Annotated in this window: 14 protein-coding genes and 1 pseudogene; 6 read left to right on the top strand and 9 right to left on the bottom strand. The window is 56.9% G+C overall.

Translation table 11 applies throughout. The features are described 5' to 3' along the window. The first annotated feature begins 10 nt into the window (after positions 1-10). On the top strand, positions 11-1,675 hold the full coding sequence (locus GOW93_RS05995; RefSeq protein WP_170382521.1) for an ABC transporter permease: 1,665 nt from the start codon (positions 11-13) through the stop codon (positions 1,673-1,675). A 76-nt stretch (positions 1,676-1,751) separates the two neighbouring features. After that, entirely contained in the window at positions 1,752-2,102 is a 351-nt protein-coding gene (locus GOW93_RS05990; protein ID WP_170382213.1) for a DUF2794 domain-containing protein, read from the top strand. Here the strand turns inward: GOW93_RS05990 and GOW93_RS05985 are convergent. The 3 genes from GOW93_RS05985 to GOW93_RS05975 all read right to left on the bottom strand — a co-directional run bounded on the left by GOW93_RS05985 (position 2,099) and on the right by GOW93_RS05975 (position 4,668). Beyond that, positions 2,099-2,836: a C40 family peptidase gene (locus GOW93_RS05985; protein ID WP_170382212.1), complete on the bottom strand. Its 738-nt coding sequence runs from the start codon at positions 2,834-2,836 to the stop codon at positions 2,099-2,101. The two genes, GOW93_RS05990 and GOW93_RS05985, sit on opposite strands and share 4 nt — an antisense overlap. Then, the gene (locus GOW93_RS05980) at positions 2,833-4,215 is read right to left on the bottom strand and encodes a leucyl aminopeptidase family protein (RefSeq protein WP_170382211.1); all 1,383 of its coding nucleotides are present in this window, start codon (positions 4,213-4,215) and stop codon (positions 2,833-2,835) included. Before GOW93_RS05980 ends, GOW93_RS05985 begins: the two co-directional genes overlap by 4 nt. 63 nt (positions 4,216-4,278) lie before the next feature. Next, complete coding sequence (locus tag GOW93_RS05975) at positions 4,279-4,668, bottom strand: hypothetical protein (protein ID WP_170382210.1); 390 nt, start codon at positions 4,666-4,668, stop codon at positions 4,279-4,281. 144 nt (positions 4,669-4,812) lie between these two features. Here GOW93_RS05975 and GOW93_RS05970 point away from each other — a divergent pair, with 144 nt between their 5' ends. Further along, positions 4,813-5,286: a phosphoribosyl-AMP cyclohydrolase gene (locus tag GOW93_RS05970; protein WP_170382209.1), complete on the top strand. Its 474-nt coding sequence runs from the start codon at positions 4,813-4,815 to the stop codon at positions 5,284-5,286. A 360-nt stretch (positions 5,287-5,646) separates the two neighbouring features. On the opposite strand, the gene GOW93_RS05965 is transcribed toward GOW93_RS05970, so the two are convergent. The 4 genes from GOW93_RS05965 to GOW93_RS05950 form a co-directional block, all read right to left on the bottom strand. Further along, complete coding sequence (locus GOW93_RS05965; protein ID WP_170382208.1) at positions 5,647-7,266, bottom strand: DUF4139 domain-containing protein; 1,620 nt, start codon at positions 7,264-7,266, stop codon at positions 5,647-5,649. A 126-nt stretch (positions 7,267-7,392) separates the two neighbouring features. Then, positions 7,393-8,415, bottom strand: a complete 1,023-nt coding sequence (locus GOW93_RS05960) for an aspartate-semialdehyde dehydrogenase (protein WP_170382207.1) — start codon at positions 8,413-8,415, stop codon at positions 7,393-7,395. Between the two features lie 113 nt (positions 8,416-8,528). Next, positions 8,529-9,566 (bottom strand): glycosyltransferase family 4 protein, encoded by a 1,038-nt coding sequence (locus GOW93_RS05955; RefSeq protein WP_170382206.1) that lies wholly within the window; start codon positions 9,564-9,566, stop codon positions 8,529-8,531. Positions 9,567-9,586: 20 nt separating this feature from the next. Further along, positions 9,587-10,759 (bottom strand): MFS transporter, encoded by a 1,173-nt coding sequence (locus GOW93_RS05950; RefSeq protein WP_170382520.1) that lies wholly within the window; start codon positions 10,757-10,759, stop codon positions 9,587-9,589. 141 nt (positions 10,760-10,900) lie between these two features. Between GOW93_RS05950 and GOW93_RS05945 the strand changes: the two genes are divergently transcribed. Continuing rightward, positions 10,901-12,043, top strand: coding sequence for a DUF3095 domain-containing protein (locus tag GOW93_RS05945; protein WP_170382205.1), 1,143 nt, complete (start codon positions 10,901-10,903; stop codon positions 12,041-12,043). Between the two features lie 83 nt (positions 12,044-12,126). On the opposite strand, the gene GOW93_RS05940 is transcribed toward GOW93_RS05945, so the two are convergent. Next, positions 12,127-13,539, bottom strand: coding sequence for a pyridoxal phosphate-dependent decarboxylase family protein (locus tag GOW93_RS05940; protein ID WP_170382204.1), 1,413 nt, complete (start codon positions 13,537-13,539; stop codon positions 12,127-12,129). A gap of 209 nt (positions 13,540-13,748) precedes the next feature. Between GOW93_RS05940 and hpaR the strand changes: the two genes are divergently transcribed. Then, positions 13,749-14,183 (top strand): homoprotocatechuate degradation operon regulator HpaR, encoded by a 435-nt coding sequence (gene hpaR, locus GOW93_RS05935; RefSeq protein ID WP_170382203.1) that lies wholly within the window; start codon positions 13,749-13,751, stop codon positions 14,181-14,183. 558 nt (positions 14,184-14,741) lie between these two features. Further along, a pseudogene (locus GOW93_RS05930) lies at positions 14,742-15,440 on the top strand (fumarylacetoacetate hydrolase family protein). Positions 15,441-15,443: 3 nt separating this feature from the next. Here GOW93_RS05930 and GOW93_RS05925 read toward each other — a convergent pair. Then, the gene (locus GOW93_RS05925; protein WP_170382202.1) at positions 15,444-16,652 is read right to left on the bottom strand and encodes a winged helix-turn-helix domain-containing protein; all 1,209 of its coding nucleotides are present in this window, start codon (positions 16,650-16,652) and stop codon (positions 15,444-15,446) included.

The raw sequence follows: 16,652 nt of genomic DNA, 5'->3' as shown, positions 1-16,652 counted from the left end.
CACCGGAAACATGGCCGAAATCGAATACTCAGAACACGGAACGCGCAATCGAGGCGTTTTTGGCACCCGGTTGGTAGCAACTGTAGCCTTTGTGGTTGCAGGTGCCTGTCTGCTTCCGATGGTTGCTGTGGTTCTTGCCGCGGTCACGGGTGGGACCGAAACAATTTCACATCTTCTGGATACGGTTCTGCCCAGCTATGCGCTGACCACGCTGATCCTGGTGGTTTTGGTGGCGCTTGGTACGTTGTTTCTCGGGGTGGGCGCGGCGTGGCTGGTGACGATGACCCGGTTTCCCGGTGTCCGGTTTCTTGAGATCGCCCTGGTATTACCTTTGGCCTTCCCCGCCTATGTTCTGGCCTATGCCTACACCTTCATTCTGGATCATCCCGGTATCGTCCAGACCACCCTGCGCGACCTGACCGGCTGGGGCCCGCGCGACTATTGGTTCCCCGAGATCCGCTCGACTGAGGGCGCAGCGGTGATGCTGATCCTCGTGCTGTATCCATATGTCTACCTGCTGGCCCGAGCGGCGTTCCTGCAACAAAGCGCAACTGCCTTTCTGGCGGCGCGTGCGCTGGGCAAAAGCCCATGGCTGGCCTTCTGGCACGTTTCGCTACCGATGGCGCGCCCGGCAATTGCTGGGGGTGTCCTGCTCGCCATCATGGAAACCATCGCCGATTTTGGCACCGTGGCCTATTTCGGCGTTCAGACCTTTGCCACCGGCATATATACAAGCTGGTTTTCGATCGGAGATCGTGCCGCCGCCGCGCAGTTGGCTCTGTGCCTGTTGGGCTTTGCGCTTTTGTTGGCGGTCATCGAACGTACCCGACGTGGCAAGGCGAAATATTACCAGGCTGGCAAAAGCCATGCCTCGTTGCCAGCGACACCCTTAAAGGGCTGGCTTGCGGTTGGCGGATTTACCCTTTGTGCGATCCCGGTGCTGTTGGGCTTTTTGCTGCCGGTCTTCATTCTGATCCAGATGGGGATGGAATCAGAACAGAACCTGCTGTCGCGTCGCTATATCGGGTTCATCCGAAATTCGCTGACGCTGGCCGGGACTGCAGCCGTGGTCACTGTATTTGCGGCAATTTGTGTGGGATTTTTTCAACGCTTGCGCCCGGGGCGTGGGTCATCGACCGCCGGGTACATCGCGCGGCTGGGCTATGCTGTTCCGGGTGGCGTAATCGCAGTAGGCCTGATGGTGCCCTTTGCCAGTTTCGACAATGCGCTGGATGCATGGATGCGGCAGACCTTCGATGCTTCGACCGGACTGCTGGTCACGGGTTCGATCTGGTTGCTTATTGCAGCCTATATGGTGCGCTTTCTGGCCGCCGCCCTCAGCGCCTATGAAGGTGGCCAGAGCACGGTGCACGTAAATATGGACGCCGCTGCCCGGTCTTTGGGTCAGACCCCATTGGGCACTCTGCGCCGGGTGCATCTGCCAATCCTGACGCCGTCGCTGCTGACGGCGTTGCTGATCGTCTTTGTCGACGTGATGAAAGAGCTGCCTGCCACCCTGATCATGCGGCCATTCAACTTTGATACGCTGGCGGTGCAGGCCTATCGGCTTGCCTCGGATGAGCGGCTTGAAGGCGCTGCCGTGCCCTCGCTGGTCATTCTGGCGGTAGGACTGCTGCCGGTGATACTGATCTGTCATCAGGTCAGACGGCGTTAGCACACGTCGAACCAAAATATCACACCCTTGTGTGCTCGGGCTTGATTTAAACGCGTTTTCCGGCAAGGCTGAGGGTATGAACATGCAGCCTCCCAGTCGGTTTTCTGCAAACTCGGCCCAGATGCCCGTCGCGTTTAACCGGCACGAGATGTCCCATATTCTATCCGTCTATGGCCGGATGGTCGCCGCCGGAGAATGGCGCGATTACGGAATTTCCAACCTGCGGGATATGGCAGTTTTCTCTATCTTTCGGCGCACGGCAGAGCATCCGATATACCGAGTCGAAAAACACCCGCGCCTACGCCAAAGGCAGGGTATGTATTCCGTGATTGGCATGGACGGGCGCATTCTCAAACGCGGTCACGATCTGCGCACAGTCCTGAGGGTGCTGGAACGCAAGCTGATCCGCTCAGTTGACCTTGATTAGAGCCTTTTATGCGAAGTGACAGGCCCGTCGCCCTGATCCAGAATGCGTGCAATTGCCTGATCCATCGGCTCGAATGTCACATCCATGTGATAGGCATTGGCGTGCAACAGCATATTCTCGTCATAGACCCAAGCCACGTGGCCTTTCCAAAATAGTAGATCACCGTGCTTTGGTTCCGTTCCCGCGGGCAAAGCTTCGCCCAGTTCACGTTCCTGATCACCGCTGTCACCGGGGCAGGGAAGGCCACAGGCCAGTAGCCCCACCTGCACAAGGCCCGAACAATCCAGGCCAAAGCGGCTGTTGCCACCCCACAGATAGGGCGTACCCAGAAACAGCTCGGCCACAGCGACCGGGTCGGTCAGATGAGTGGCGGTGAGCTTGGCGTGGACCGAGGGGATGAACCCCAGTTCGGTCTCTAGGAACCTGCCCTGTTCGGACAGAACCTGCACCCGGCTGCCGAAACTTAGCGAAACCTGGTCCGGGCTTTTCATATCCGGTTGCGCGTAAGCATGGGTCGCGGGGGCTGAGACCCAGTGGGTGTCGGGGACCGGAGCCCCCAGTTGTTCCGACGCCACCCAGCCGGTGTAGCCATCCTTGTCAGCCGTCACGCGGCTCCAACCGTTCTGGGTATCGTCGACTGTGACGGTGTCACCGTACAAAAGCTGTCGATCCCGAGGACCATCGGGGTTGCGCAGCAAATCGGCAACGGGATTTATGACGCGTTGTCGGGTCATAGGCCCAGTATCTCGGGAAGAGCTGTCAAAAGCGCACGTGGACCTTGGCCGAGGCCACCTTTGCTGCGGCCCGGCGCTTTGCTAGGTTGCCAGGAGTATATGTCGAAATGCATGTAGCGACTATCGCCGACAAACCGGCGCAGGAAAAGTGCTGCGGTGATCGACCCGGCGAACCCACCTGAAGGCGCGTTGTCCAGATCGGCGATGCCGGGCTCGATCATCGCCTCATAGGGTTCATGGAAGGGCAGCCGCCAAACCGGATCGGCCGCCTGTCGGCCCGCCTGCGCCAAGGCATCGGCGGCGTTGTCATCATCGGTATAAAACGGTGCCAGATCGGGGCCGACAGCCACCCGTGCTGCTCCGGTTAGCGTCGCCATCGAGATGACCAGATCGGGGTCGCCCTCATCCGCCCGTGTCAGCGCATCGGCCAGTACCAACCGCCCTTCGGCATCAGTGTTGTTGATCTCGACCGTCAGTCCCTTGCGCGAAGTCAGGATGTCGCCGGGCCGAAATGCGTTTCCGGCCACCGAGTTTTCAACTGCCGGGATCAGAACCCTCAGTTGCAGCGGCAGCTTCAGCGCCATAATCATTTGCGCCAGACCCAACACATTGGCTGATCCGCCCATATCCTTTTTCATCAGTGCCATCGAATTTCCGGGCTTCAGGTTCAACCCGCCCGTGTCAAAGCAGACCCCTTTGCCAACCAACGTCAGCTTGGGGCCTGAACCACCCCAATTCAGTTCAATAAGGCGTGGTTCCTGCGCGGCGGCACGCCCAACGGCATGGATCATCGGGAAATTCTGATCCAGCAGGGCCTGCCCCTTGATCACATTGCACGTTGCGCCGAATTCCTGTGCCAGCGCTTCGGCAGCGGCCTGCAGCTGATCTGGCCCCATATCCGCAGCAGGGGTGTTGACCAGATCGCGAGTCAGGGCCTCGGCCCGCGCCAAAACCTCAACCCGTGCGGCATCGATACCCTCGGGCGCGACCAGACGGGCTTTGGCTGGAGATTGCTTGGCATAACGATCAAAAGCATAGCCCGCCAGCAGCCAGCCCAGACATTCGGTCGCCAGCACTTCATCGGGTATGCCCGACACGATGTGATAGGCACCGTCAGGCAGGGCCTCGGCAACGCTGGCCAGCGGAAACCTCTTGCGCGCGCGGCCTGCAGGCTTGCCGTAACCCGCCACTGCAAACTCTGGCACACCATCCGATCCAGGCAGCAGCGCCACCTGACCCAGTGCCGCGGTAAAGCCGCTGGCTTTTAGCCATTTCGCCACCAATTCCGGTTGGCCTTCCAGCCAATCATCCAGATCAGATTGCGCAATCACGTACAGCGGCAGCGACGGGTCTGAGGGCGAAGCGAAGGACAGGGTCATGGGCATCTCGGCTGGTTCGAATTGCGCACAGCCTAGCCTGCCAAGACTTGTCCGCAAGCCCTGTCAGACAGAAAGATCCTGCTGATCCCAAATCACCGTCAGCGATTTCTCACCGACCCGGATCAGGCGCGAAAGCGTTGAACCGGTTGCCACCGCATCGCCCGCATCCACCGAATTTGCCACATCCCCGGCCACGCGGGCCAGTGCGACCATGCCGATCTGCTCGGCAATTGCCACCAGGGACCGCGCGCATTTACGTAGACCTGTCCAATCGCGTGCCCGCCAGAAGCGTTCGCAGTTTGACAGGCGTACAGCCAGTTCCTCGATCGTGCGGCACAGTACATCCAATGCGTTTTTGTCACCCAGTTGCCGGTACAGCCCGTTTAACTGATCCGGGTCCAGACGGACGGTTTCTTTGTGTTCAAGTGTGAGTATCTTATCCACCACATTCACCCCAATTCATTACACCCCCACGGCGTAGACTGACTTAGACGGGGAATTCCTTTGCAAAACCTTGCATTCGCGCAGGAAAATCACTCGAATTTTCCGTGAATTCAGGCTAGAGCAGCCCCCAGCGAACAAATCAGGGAAACGACCATGCCAATTACCACCGATGACCTAGAAGCTGCCCGCAATGCCTGGGGTGAAGGGTTGATCGCCATCTCAAAAGCATTTGAAACGGGTGGTATCGATGCGGCCCGTACGGTTGCCGAAGATGTGCTGGACGCTGCCTATGGCTATAATTTGGGCCCGGTGCTTTTCAAGCCGACTATGGCCTCGGGGGACCAGACCTTTCGCCCGACGCGCCACGGCGCACTTGCCTATTTTGTTGGCCATGATGCCGAGTATCCGCTGGACGGCGGTTTCGGGATCAAAGGGTGGCGAGCGATGGAAAGCGTGACATCTGCCACTTTTGTCGAAGGTGATGTGGCCATGTGGATGGGCGCAGTCATACTCACGGACAAGGATGGCAACGTCACACAAGTCGACAAGAGCTTTGGCTACAAGCAAGACGCCGACGGTGTGCTGCGCATCGTGCTGCACCACTCATCCTTGCCCTATCAGCCGTAAGAATCGCTGCGTCTGCATAGGTTGTAGGCCGATATAGGTGAAGGCGGGCTGTAGTGATATGAGGCACAGGAAAATTTCGCTGTCATCTGAGCGACGTCAGAAATTCAATCGGTCAAAGGGCGGGGGATCAAGTCTCTGATTCCGCGCCCTTATTGGGTATAGTGGCCTGATCCGAGATTGCGCTAGGGGCGCAAATTGCGCGTTATTCAGAAACACAACTGTCCAAATGAGGACCTAGAGCCGGGGTGGACAATGCCCGTGAGTTGGAGTTCCGAACATCCGCAGGTCGGCAGCGGCATGCATGAGATCATTGAGAGCGCATTAGATAACCTCAAGGCGCTGGTTGAAGGAGATAGCTGATCACCTTAGTATCATTCCTTCGGGCCATTTGAGTGTTAGGTCGAGTTGAATTTTTTCGTTTTGCCCTGGGGTCAAATCCACGTCCCATGCCAGAATGCCACGTTTGTTTTCATAGTTTTCCTCGGTCGGGCGAGGTTGCGCACTCCAGGATATCTGAAGATCATCCTGCTCCGAATAAGGTATCTGGTCGATCACACGCAGTGCCCAGGTACGATTGGTCAGGTTTTTAATGAGCAATTCGGTTTGCTCCACTCGTTGATTCGAGCGGGAGATGATCCCGGAATCCCCGCTGCTGCGATTCAAGATGGCGCGCGACGTTGTTAGCCCATGAATTGGGCCAAAGCCCATCTCAACCTCCTCGCGCGGTCCAATTTCCGGCGACTCCCCTGCCGCGACCAAAACGCCATCCACGAACCATTTCGCCAGGCTGGATTCCATTAGGCTTTGATCTAGTGGGTTGGTGAATTTCACCGTCCGGAATGCATTGTCGTCCCGCATTGGTACGGCTAATGCGAACACTTCGGCTGACTGACTGAATGTGTCCAGCGCGACCTCGGTGAACTCATACCCGCTGGCAACTGAAATTGGCGTGGGTATCGAGTATGTCACTCCCGTTCCTTCAACGGATGCGGTCATTGGCAGACCGCCTTGAGTTTCTTCCACTACAACAGGAGCCTCAACCATAGGTTCTTCAAGATTGCCATAGGTGGTGGGTTCGTCTTGGATCAACCTGCGTTTTGGATGCAGTCGCGAGGCCGCATTTTGTCCGGAAGGCTCAATAGTTGAAACTTTTATGTTCACGCCATGCCAGTTTTCGCCGGTATGCTGAGTGATCAGTACACTGCGATCTATGCGAACTTGGGGCGCGTCCCCGGTTGCAAGGTGGAATTCGTACCCGGTTCCCCATTCAGCTGCATATGTATCGAGGTATGAGACCGTCAGAACCCCTTCAGTTGCAGTCTCTGCGGTGACATCAACGGCCACGAAAAGGCGTTCATCGATCTCAGGGGCCAATTTGGCCAGTTCGGCTTGTGCGACCTCAAGTTCTTGTGTCAAATTCGTCAGCCGTTCTTCAATTTTACGCGCTTCGATTTCGGCAGATTGTGCAACCTGCCCTGCGCGTAACGACTCGTCGCCAATCATCTGCGCCAGATCGCGCAATTCCTCGACACCTGACCCTACCAGCCCTTCGTTCTGACCGAGATTGCCCAGAAACTGTATGGTTTGATGCGCGGCTTCGGCCCGCAACCTAGTCGCGCTGGCTTCGTCCTCGACGGCTCTGATCCGGCGTTCGATATCCTTCACTCGGATTTCAACCTGACGCTCGGCATCGCTTTTGAGATCATAGTCGGGAACTTCGTCTATCCGCCGCACCAAGGCGGTCTGCTCCAATCCGTCGGCGACAACCTGAAGCGTTGAAAATTGAGTGCTAAGCTCTCCGGCCGGAATGCCCGGCAGAAGCAATCGATGGTTTCCAGGCGGAATACTGAAACTGCCGGTCCGGATAATTTCTGCTCCTTCAGGAAATATAGTTGCTTCGGATACTTTGGTTTTGATCGAGAATGTTTCGGCATTTGCAGCAATTGGCAGGAGGGCTAGCAGGGGAAAGAGTATTCGCATAATGGCTCGCATAAATCTGGTCGTCGTTCGCGGAAAGGTTGCAAACCACCGTCTGAAAGGCAAGCTAAATGCAAAAAGGGCCGCTTCAGAGGAAGCGGCCCAAATAAGATTTTCAGACTGAGCTGTTCAGCCCTTCTTCAGAACCTCACGGCCCAGCAATTCAGCGATTTGTACTGCGTTCAGGGCGGCACCCTTGCGCAGGTTGTCCGAGACGCACCACAGGTTGATGCCGTTTTCAATCGTCGAATCCTGACGGATGCGGCTGATGAACGTGGCAAAGTCGCCCGCGCATTCGACCGGCGAGACGTAGCCGCCGGGTTCGCGCTTGTCGATCACCATGATGCCCGGTGCCTCGCGCAGGATGTCGCGGGCCTCATCCTCGTCCAGGAATTCCTCGAACTCGATATTCACGGCCTCGGAGTGACCGACGAAGACCGGAACGCGGACGCAGGTCGCGGTGACCTTGATCGACGGATCAACGATCTTTTTGGTTTCCACAACCATCTTCCACTCTTCCTTGGTCGAGCCGTCTTCCATGAAGACGTCGATCTGCGGAATGACGTTGAAGGCGATCTGCTTCTGGAACTTGTTCGGCGGCACGTCCGTCGTGGGGTTATAGACCGCTTTGGTCTGATCCCACAGTTCGTCCATGCCTTCCTTACCGGCACCCGAAACCGACTGATAGGTCGACACGACAACGCGCTTGATCTTGGCGCGGTCATGCAGCGGCTTCAGCGCGACAACCATCTGCGCGGTCGAGCAGTTGGGGTTCGCAATGATGTTCTTGTTTTTATAGTCGTGGATTGCCTCTGGGTTACATTCCGGCACGATCAGCGGAATGTCCGGGTCATAGCGATACAGCGATGAGTTATCGATCACCACGCAGCCTGCGGCCGCCGCCTTCGGGGCATAAGTCTTGGTTGCGTCCGATCCGATGGCAAACAGCGCCATGTCCCAGCCGGTAAAGTCGAAAGTGTCGATGTCCTGGGTCGTCAGTGTCTTGTCGCCAAAGCTTACTTCGGTACCCAGCGAACGACGGCTTGCCAGCACGGCAAGTTCATCGACCGGGAACTGACGTTCCGCCAGGATGTTCAGCATTTCGCGGCCCACGTTACCCGTGGCGCCGGCGACAACGACGCGATAGCCCATTTTATGTCTCCAAAGTTAAGGACGCGCGTTCATAGCCGCGTTGCAGCAAAGAAAAAAGGGCTTTCGGTCCCAAATTCCAAGATTAACGACGAATTGACACGGATCAGTGTGCCTTAGGCCGGGGTCAGCAAGGACCGATAGACTTTTACTATGGCTTCGGCTTCGCCCTCGATTCGAAAATTCTGCTCGACATGGGCCCGGGCAGCCTTGCCCGCTGCTGCCAGTTGGGCAGGATCGTCCAGCATTTGGGCCAGCGCATCAGCCAGTGCAGCGGTGTTGTCCTTTTCGACGAGACGACCCGTCTCACCATCTTTGATCTGGGCGCTAAAGGCACCGACATTGTGGCAAGCAATCGCAGGCACGCCCGAGGCCATTGCTTCCAGCGGGGTAAGTCCAAAGCCTTCATGGCGCGCAGGGGCAACGAAGAGATCCAGCGCCCGATAGGTTTCGACAATCTCGTCCCAGGGCCGTTCTCCAAGAAAATGCACCCGATCCCCAAGACCGGCTGCTTGCAGCTTTTGTTCCTGTTCGCGCTGAAAGCTTTCGAATTCAGAAGCAGTGCGACCGGTGAACACGATGCTGGCTTCGGGATGGGATGGCAGCACTTCAATCGCGGCATCTACCAGCAGATCGACCCCTTTCTGCGGGCGGATACGGCCGAAACAGCCGATCAGAGTTCCACCGGGCAGGCCCAGCTTGTCGCGCAACGCTTGCTTGTCTTCGGCAGGGTGAAACAGTTCAGTGTTCACGCCATGCATAATGACGGTCGACGGGTGCTGCAGGAACGAGGCCGCTTGCGGCGTTGTGGCGATCAGCGCATCCATTTTCGAGATCAACCATTTCGTGAACCCGGAATGGTCCCTCTGTGCCGCTGAAGTGAACAGCAGTTTCAGGTTCCGGCGCAGGATGTGCCGAAGGAACAGGCCCATCAGCATTTCGGTATTGCGGCGCGCGTGCCAGACTCGCAGATTCCGGTTTGGCAGGAACGGTACGTTGATCAGTCTGATATGCGGCAGATCATCCGGCAGGCCGGGACCTGTGGCGACAATACCGATCATCTCTTTCTGGATCGGCAACAGGCGGATGACGGTCGTGGTTACCCCTGACAAGCTGTGTTTCAGGTTTGGCGCGATCACCTCGATATCCTGCACAGCGCTCTCCTCAGTTGATGTCAGTCCACGTTGTCTCGGCTGAATAGATAAATCAGGCAACCAATGGCAAGGGTGACCGCGAAAAAGCCGAATATCGCTGTGTAGGGTGCGGTTGGACCGTTGTCCACCGTGGCCGCGTGAATGCGACCGGTGACGAATTGCGCCAGCCCAACCCCACCCACGCCGAACAGGTTCAGAAGGGTCACTCCGCGCCCGACCAGATGCGGGGGAATGAAGGCGCGCCCATGGGCCATGATGACCGGGAAAGCCGCGCCGGTGAAGCCGATCACGGCCAGCAGCAGAACTGACAACCAGACTGCATTGTCGATCCAAAGGATCATCAACACCAGCGCCGCAAGGCTCAGCACATTGCCGCCGAATATGACCCATTTTCGGGTTCCCAGAATGCGATCCAACGGCCCATAGGCAAAGGTTCCTGCAATCATCGCAGCCCCCATCACAAGCGTCGCCTGCCCGATCTGCGCCGTGTCGAGCGTAAAGATGTCCTGCAAATAGGGTCCGGCCCATAGCCCCCGCAGCGCGCCTGAGGGTGCATAGGCCACCAACATCAGTGGCAGGATCGTCCACAGTGCGGGTTCTTTCATCAGGTCCAATACTGAACCTTTTTGCTCGGTCTCAACTCGTTTGGGGTCATGCAACGTTGCCAAGATACCCAGCGCAATCGCACCCGAAACCAAGGCCAGAACCCACATCGTCGCTCGCCAGCCAATCCACTCGACGGCCAGCGCCGTGGGATATGAGGCAACCAGATTGCCCACCGACCCGACCCCCAGCATCACGGCGGCCAGCGTTGCAAAGCGCGCAGGTGGGAATTCGCGTGCAAAAATGTAGTAGGACGCCATCAGGACCGGAGAGCACCCGATCCCGATCAGCGCCATCGCGATAGCGATGTGAAAAGGCGTGCTGGCCGCAGCAAACAGTGCCGCACCGCCAGCCCCGCCAACCAGTAGTAATACCGCCGCTGTCAGGCGCGGCCCGACCCGGTCCAGAGCCCATCCAACAGGCAACTGCATGGCGGCAAAGATCAGAAACCAAAGGCCCGAGGCAAAGGCCAAATCCTCGGGCGTGGCGCCGATATCGCGGCCCAGATCCACGCTAAGCACGGCCAGAAAAGCGCGAAAAAATTGGCTGAGCACATAGCCCAGACACAAAACCACCAGACCTGCTTTCATGAAACGCTCTTTCCCGTCAATCAGTGCTGAAAGGATTGGCACGGCGCGATGCCTCACACAAGCGCGTGTGTTATACTGTTTTTACCGGACAGCGTTCACATTCGAGCTATTTGAAAAGCTAACTATAATCCCGAGGTGCCGATGAAAGACGCCCAGGCCGCATTTTACGAAAGCCTGCCATTGCAGAAGGACTTCATCCGGCTGGCTGAGCCAGCCCGCTTTGCTGCCGTGCCTGATGACTGGGTTTTGGGTGTCGCTGATATTGTAAATTCCACCGGCGAGATCGCCAAAGGACGCTACAAGACTGTCAACATGGTTGGCGCGGCTGTGATCTCGGCCATGATCAACGCGTTGAAGGGGCAGGAATTTCCCTATGTCTTTGGCGGTGACGGTGCAGGGTTTGCTGTTCCTGCGAGTGCTGTAGATATCGCCCGCACCGTATTGGCTGAGCTGCGGCGTTGGGCGGACGAAGAGTTCTCGATCACGTTGCGCGTAGCTCTGGTGCCGGTGTCCGAAATTCGTCTGGCGGGCAAGGATCTGCGCGTGGCGCGCTATGCGCCCTCAGATGGGGTCGACTATGCCATGTTCTCGGGGGGCGGTCTTGCCTGGGCCGAAGCGCAGATGAAAGAAGGCCGGTTCGATGTCGCGCCCGCAGAACAAGGTGCGCAGCCTGACCTGACCGGGCTTTCTTGCCGTTGGTCCAACAGCAAGACGCGGCGTGGGAAGATCATTTCTCTTGTAGTGCAGCCGACGCCAAATGCGACCGAAAGCGATTTTGCCGATTTGGCACAATCCATCTTGTCCGCAGCCGAAAGGTTGGAACGCGCGGGTCACCCGGTGCCGGAAAACGGCCCGCCGATCAGTTGGCCGCCACCGGATGTGGCGCTTGATGCCCACGTATCGCGGGCCGGGGGCAATCTGCTTGCGCAGAAGTTGAAACTTTTGGGGCAGAACCTGCTGATTGCATTACTGTTCAAGACCGGCAAGCGGTTGGGGGAATTCGACCCCGGGCACTATAAGCAAATGGTCAGCCGTAACGCCGACTTCCGCAAATTTGATGATGGGTTAAAAATGACGCTGGATTGCGATTTGGCCACGTTGTCGCAGATAAAAATGTTGCTGGAACAGGCGCGGGGTCAAGGCAAGGTCCGATATGGCTTGCATGTACAGGACGAAGCCATGATGACGTGCTTCGTGCCTTCGGCCACCCGTGATGACCATGTTCATTTTGTTGACGGGGCCTCAGGCGGGTACGCTCAGGCCGCAGCCGTTATGCAGGGTTAGAGAACAAAGACACCAGCATCACCTCTAACATCGTTGTTCAGAGTCTGTTTGAGCCGCTTCCCTACACGGACATACCACTGCTTTTAACTAAGTGAGCGGGCGATGTCGGTTATGACGTCATAGGCCATGCGAACGTCATTTTCCGTGGTTTCAAATTGACCTGCCTGAAAACGGATCGCCAGATCTTCGTCGACGCGGGTTTGGGTCAGGTAGATGCGGCCGTCATCGTTGATGGCATTGACCAGCCGCAGGTTCAAATCATCCAGGTCAGGATTTCCTTCGGGTGCATAGCGAAAGGTCCACAGCGACCACATCGGTGGGGTGACAATCTGAAAGTCAGGTTCAGCCGCCAGCCGATCATGGAGACCGACGGACCAGTTCACGTGATTGCGAAGCCGTTCTCGCAACCCCTCCAGCCCGTAGGCGCGCATTACGAACCACAGTTTCAGCGCCCGAAAACGGCGGCCCAAGGGCACCGACCATTCCGAGTAATTGATGATCCCGTCCTTGCCATGGGTCTTTAGGAATTCCGGGCTGATCGCCAGCGTTTGAACCAGATCGTCAGGGTCTTTCAGGAAATGCGCGCAGCAGTCGAATTGTACGCCCAGCCACTTATGCGGGTTGAAAACGATACTGTCCGCCTGATCCACCCCGGACCAGTAATGGCGATATTCCGGACAGATCATTGCCGATCCCGCCCAAGCCGCATCTACGTGGGAATACAGCCCGTGTTTCTGTGCGATCTTCAGGCATTCGTTTACAGGGTCGGTCGCTCCGGTGCCTGTTCCACCAACGCATAGAATAACGCCCGCAGGATGACAATCAGAGTCTAAATCGGATTGTATTGCGCCTTCCAGTGCATCGGGGTCCATCCCGCGCCAGCCGCCTTTGATCGGGACACGAACCAGATTATCCTGTCCGATCCCAGCAATCCAGATTGCGCGGTCCACCGATGTATGAACCTCGGCCGAGCAATAAATGCGCAGCGGTTTCCGCCTGAACAACCCGTGTTGATTGCCCTGCCAGTTCAACGCTTTTTCCCGCATGGTCAGCACAGCCGCCAGTGTTGCGGAGGAAGCGGAATCCTGAATGACGCCTGCAAACCCCTGAGGCAGGCCCAACGCCTGTCGCAGCCAGTCCATCATCCGCGTCTCCATCTCGGTCGCGGCAGGTGATGTCTGCCAAAGCATGCACTGAGGCGCGAGGGCGCTGGCCAGAAATTCCCCCAGTACCGACGGGGCCGAGGCGTTCGAATTGAAATAGGCAAAAAACCGGGGGTGCTGCCAATGGGTGATGCCAGGCATCACGATCGCTTCGAAATCGCGGAAGATATCCTCCATCGCTTGGGGCTGTTCCGGCGGCTGTTCTGGTAAGGCGTCCAGAATATCACCCGGCTCGGTTTGGGCTCTCACGGGCTTGTCACCAACGGTCAGGTGATAATCCTGCGCCCATTCAGCAATCTTCTTGCCCCAATCCGAGAATTCATCCCATTTCATTTCGAACCTCAGTTAAGTTTAACCGGTTTGATTTTGTCCTGCTGACAGTGATGAATATCCAGTGCGTAAGGTCAATGTTCTTTCGTTCTCATACTTTTGCGAAGGCTGAGTGGGACAACAATAAGGCTCTAACAAAAGATAAAATGGCTGTAATTCCAGAAAAACACATGGCCCGTTGCAGTATCGCCGGATATGGGTGAGAATCCCTTATGACCAATGAAGTACCATTGACGTCACGTTCATTGCCCATTGCGTTACTGCGGGCTCGGGAACGGGTCATGGGGCCTATTCGCAAGATGCTGGCAGATGTTGGTATTACCGAGCAACAGTGGCGCGTGTTGCGTGTGCTGAACGAAGAAGGCCCGCAAGAGCCAACGCATATTGCGGACCGGGCCTGTTTGTTGTTGCCCAGCTTGACCCGCATTCTGCAAAAGCTTGAGCTTAAAGGTTTGATCCGGCGGCACGCCCACCCATGCGACAAACGCCGCCAGATTGTCGAGATCACCGAGACTGGAAAGCAGATCATTCGGGACAATATTCAGGTGACAGTTCATCTGGCTGAGGATTTGCGCACCAAGTTGGGCCCGGAACGGCACGAGGCCCTGCTGGACCTTTTGAACGAATTGCGTGAACTGGAAACGTGACGATCCGCGCCCGAAGCAGGCGTGGGAACCCCGCCAGAGAAAGGTGCTGCCTCTGGCGGGGTGGCCAGACGTATACTGGAAAAAGTGCCTGGCCCAGGGCCGGTTGCGTCGGCTAGATTTCGACGGTCCGGCCCGCGATCCAGAGAACACGCTAGTCTGAAATAAGACTGGCTTTCTGGTGCAAAGACATGTGGGGGCAGTATCTTTGGCCATAGTTCCCTGAAATTTTTACTCCCATCGTGCCAGTGCAGTGCACCGGCGCAACGGGCCGTGCTCGTGCTTCGGCGAATGCTTGGGTTTCCGCCGAACCTGTGAGCGGTGGCCAGAACGCGTGGCACCCCGATTTGCCAACGGTTTTGCGCTCTGCCACCTAAACAACTTAGGGCTGTTCTGGTTTATTCAAAGGTAAGCCATAATATTTATGAACGCAACATTAACAGGCTTTTTAATTTAAAGGCAAATTTCAGGGACACCTAAAAATACTCATATGGACTGGACGGCTTGTTCAGACGTACGTCTACACTAAGATGCGTGTTGCCTGACGTTTTGGGGGACGCGATGCCTGATTGCTTATTTTCTCTTCCTGACCTGCCAACAATCCCAGTGCAAGGTCAGGATGCGGTGTATCCGGTAGGCCGGATTTTTTGTGTCGGCCGCAACTATGCCGCCCATGCCGCTGAGATGGGACATGAGGTCGACCGAGAAGCGCCATTCTACTTTACCAAATCTGCGCCTAATGCGGTTCTGACCGGGGCAAGCATTCCATACCCTCCCGGGACCAACAATTTCCATCACGAGATGGAACTGGCCGTGGCGATCGGCAAACCCGTGTTCCGCGCGACCAGTGCGCAGGCTTGGGATTCGGTCTATGCTTACGGTTGCGCCCTGGACATGACTCGGCGGGATCTGCAGATTCGTGAACGTAACAAGCAGCGCCCCTGGGATCTGGGCAAGGATCTTGAGGCTGGCACTGTGTTTGCACCACTGACCCGGGCCTCGGATTGGGCACCTCTGGATGGTATCCGCATTCAACTAAGCGTCAATGGCGAAATTCGTTAGGACGCAACGTTGGGTGAATTGATCTGGAAGATAGACGAAATCATCAGTCATTTGTCTGAGTATTATCATCTGCGGCCAGGCGATCTTATCCTGACTGGAACACCTGCTGGCGTCGGTCCCGTGCAAGCCGGAGACGTGATCGATGGCGGAATAGACGGGTTGCAACCGATACAATTGATGCTGTGTGACGCAGAATAGACTCTATTTGGCGTCTTTTAACCAGTCATTTGAGAAGTCGACTCGGTCTAGGCCAGCGAACCGGCGGATCCGGTCCAATTCAGAGTGCAGCCGTTTGGTTCGGGCATCTGACCAGCGCACGGACCGCTCCGGCCACAGGGCGCTGACGTAAAGGACTCCTCGATCGCGGGTTGCCTTCATATCAATGCGACCGATCATCCGGTCACCCTCAAGCAATGGGAAAACATAGTACCCATAGGTCCTTTTGGCGGCGGGAACAAAAACCTCGATCCGATAATGAAATCCAAACAATCTCTCGGCTCGGTTGCGATCTCGCAGCATGGGATCAAATGGGCTGAGCACCCGAATTCGGCCCGGCGGGGGTGGTGTCTTGGCCTCGGTCATACCCGGCCGGGCCAGCAGTTTACGAAGCCGGCCATCGGCGCAAGTGACTTCGATTTCCTGTAATTTGCCCTGTGTTAGAGCCTTTTTTGACCATTCCTTGGCCTCAGTCACAGTGACTGTGTCCCAGAAAGAGGCCAGTTCACCGGGCGTCGCAAAGCACAACCTGTCCATCGCAGCGTTGCACAACCAATCCACCGTTTCCTCGGTTTCGCAGCTCATATTGCCCGGGCACAGGTGCGTTTCGATCACTCTTTCGGTTAAGTCATACCGTTTCTGAAACCCATTTCGGCCAATTACGGTCAGAGCGCCGGATCGCCACAGGAACTCCAGCGCTGTCTTTGACGGATGCCAGTCCCACCAGCCGCCTGACCCTTTCTTTTTATCCTTGCCTACATCCGATGACGACACTGGCCCATGGTCGCGAATATGTTGCAAGACCGTGGCAAACCGCTGCTCGAACCCATCTCGGCGCCAGTTTTTCCAACGGGATTTAAGCAACTCTGCGTCGCGCTGAAAGCGTAGGTGCCAGTGAGGGTAAAACTCCATTGGGATAACGGCGGCATCATGGGTCCAATGCTCAAACAGCGCCTTGTCTCTTTCGTAGAGACGCTTGAGGTTCGTCGCACGATAGGATGATCTGCGCGAAAACAGGATCATGTCATGGGCGCGGGCGACTGTATTGATACTGTCCAGCTGTACAAAACCCAACCGGTGAATCAGATTCAGCAGATCCCCATCCTTGGCCCCGCCCGAGGGCTGTTCGGCCAGAGCATGGCGGTCCATAAACAGGGCGCGGGCCGCCTTGTTGTTCAACCGCGGCAGCGCCAT

Origin of the sequence: Ruegeria atlantica (assembly GCF_013032455.1) — a bacterium.
GTDB classification, from domain to species: Bacteria; Pseudomonadota; Alphaproteobacteria; order Rhodobacterales; family Rhodobacteraceae; genus Ruegeria; species Ruegeria atlantica_B.
This window is presented reverse-complemented; position numbering and strand designations above follow the sequence as displayed.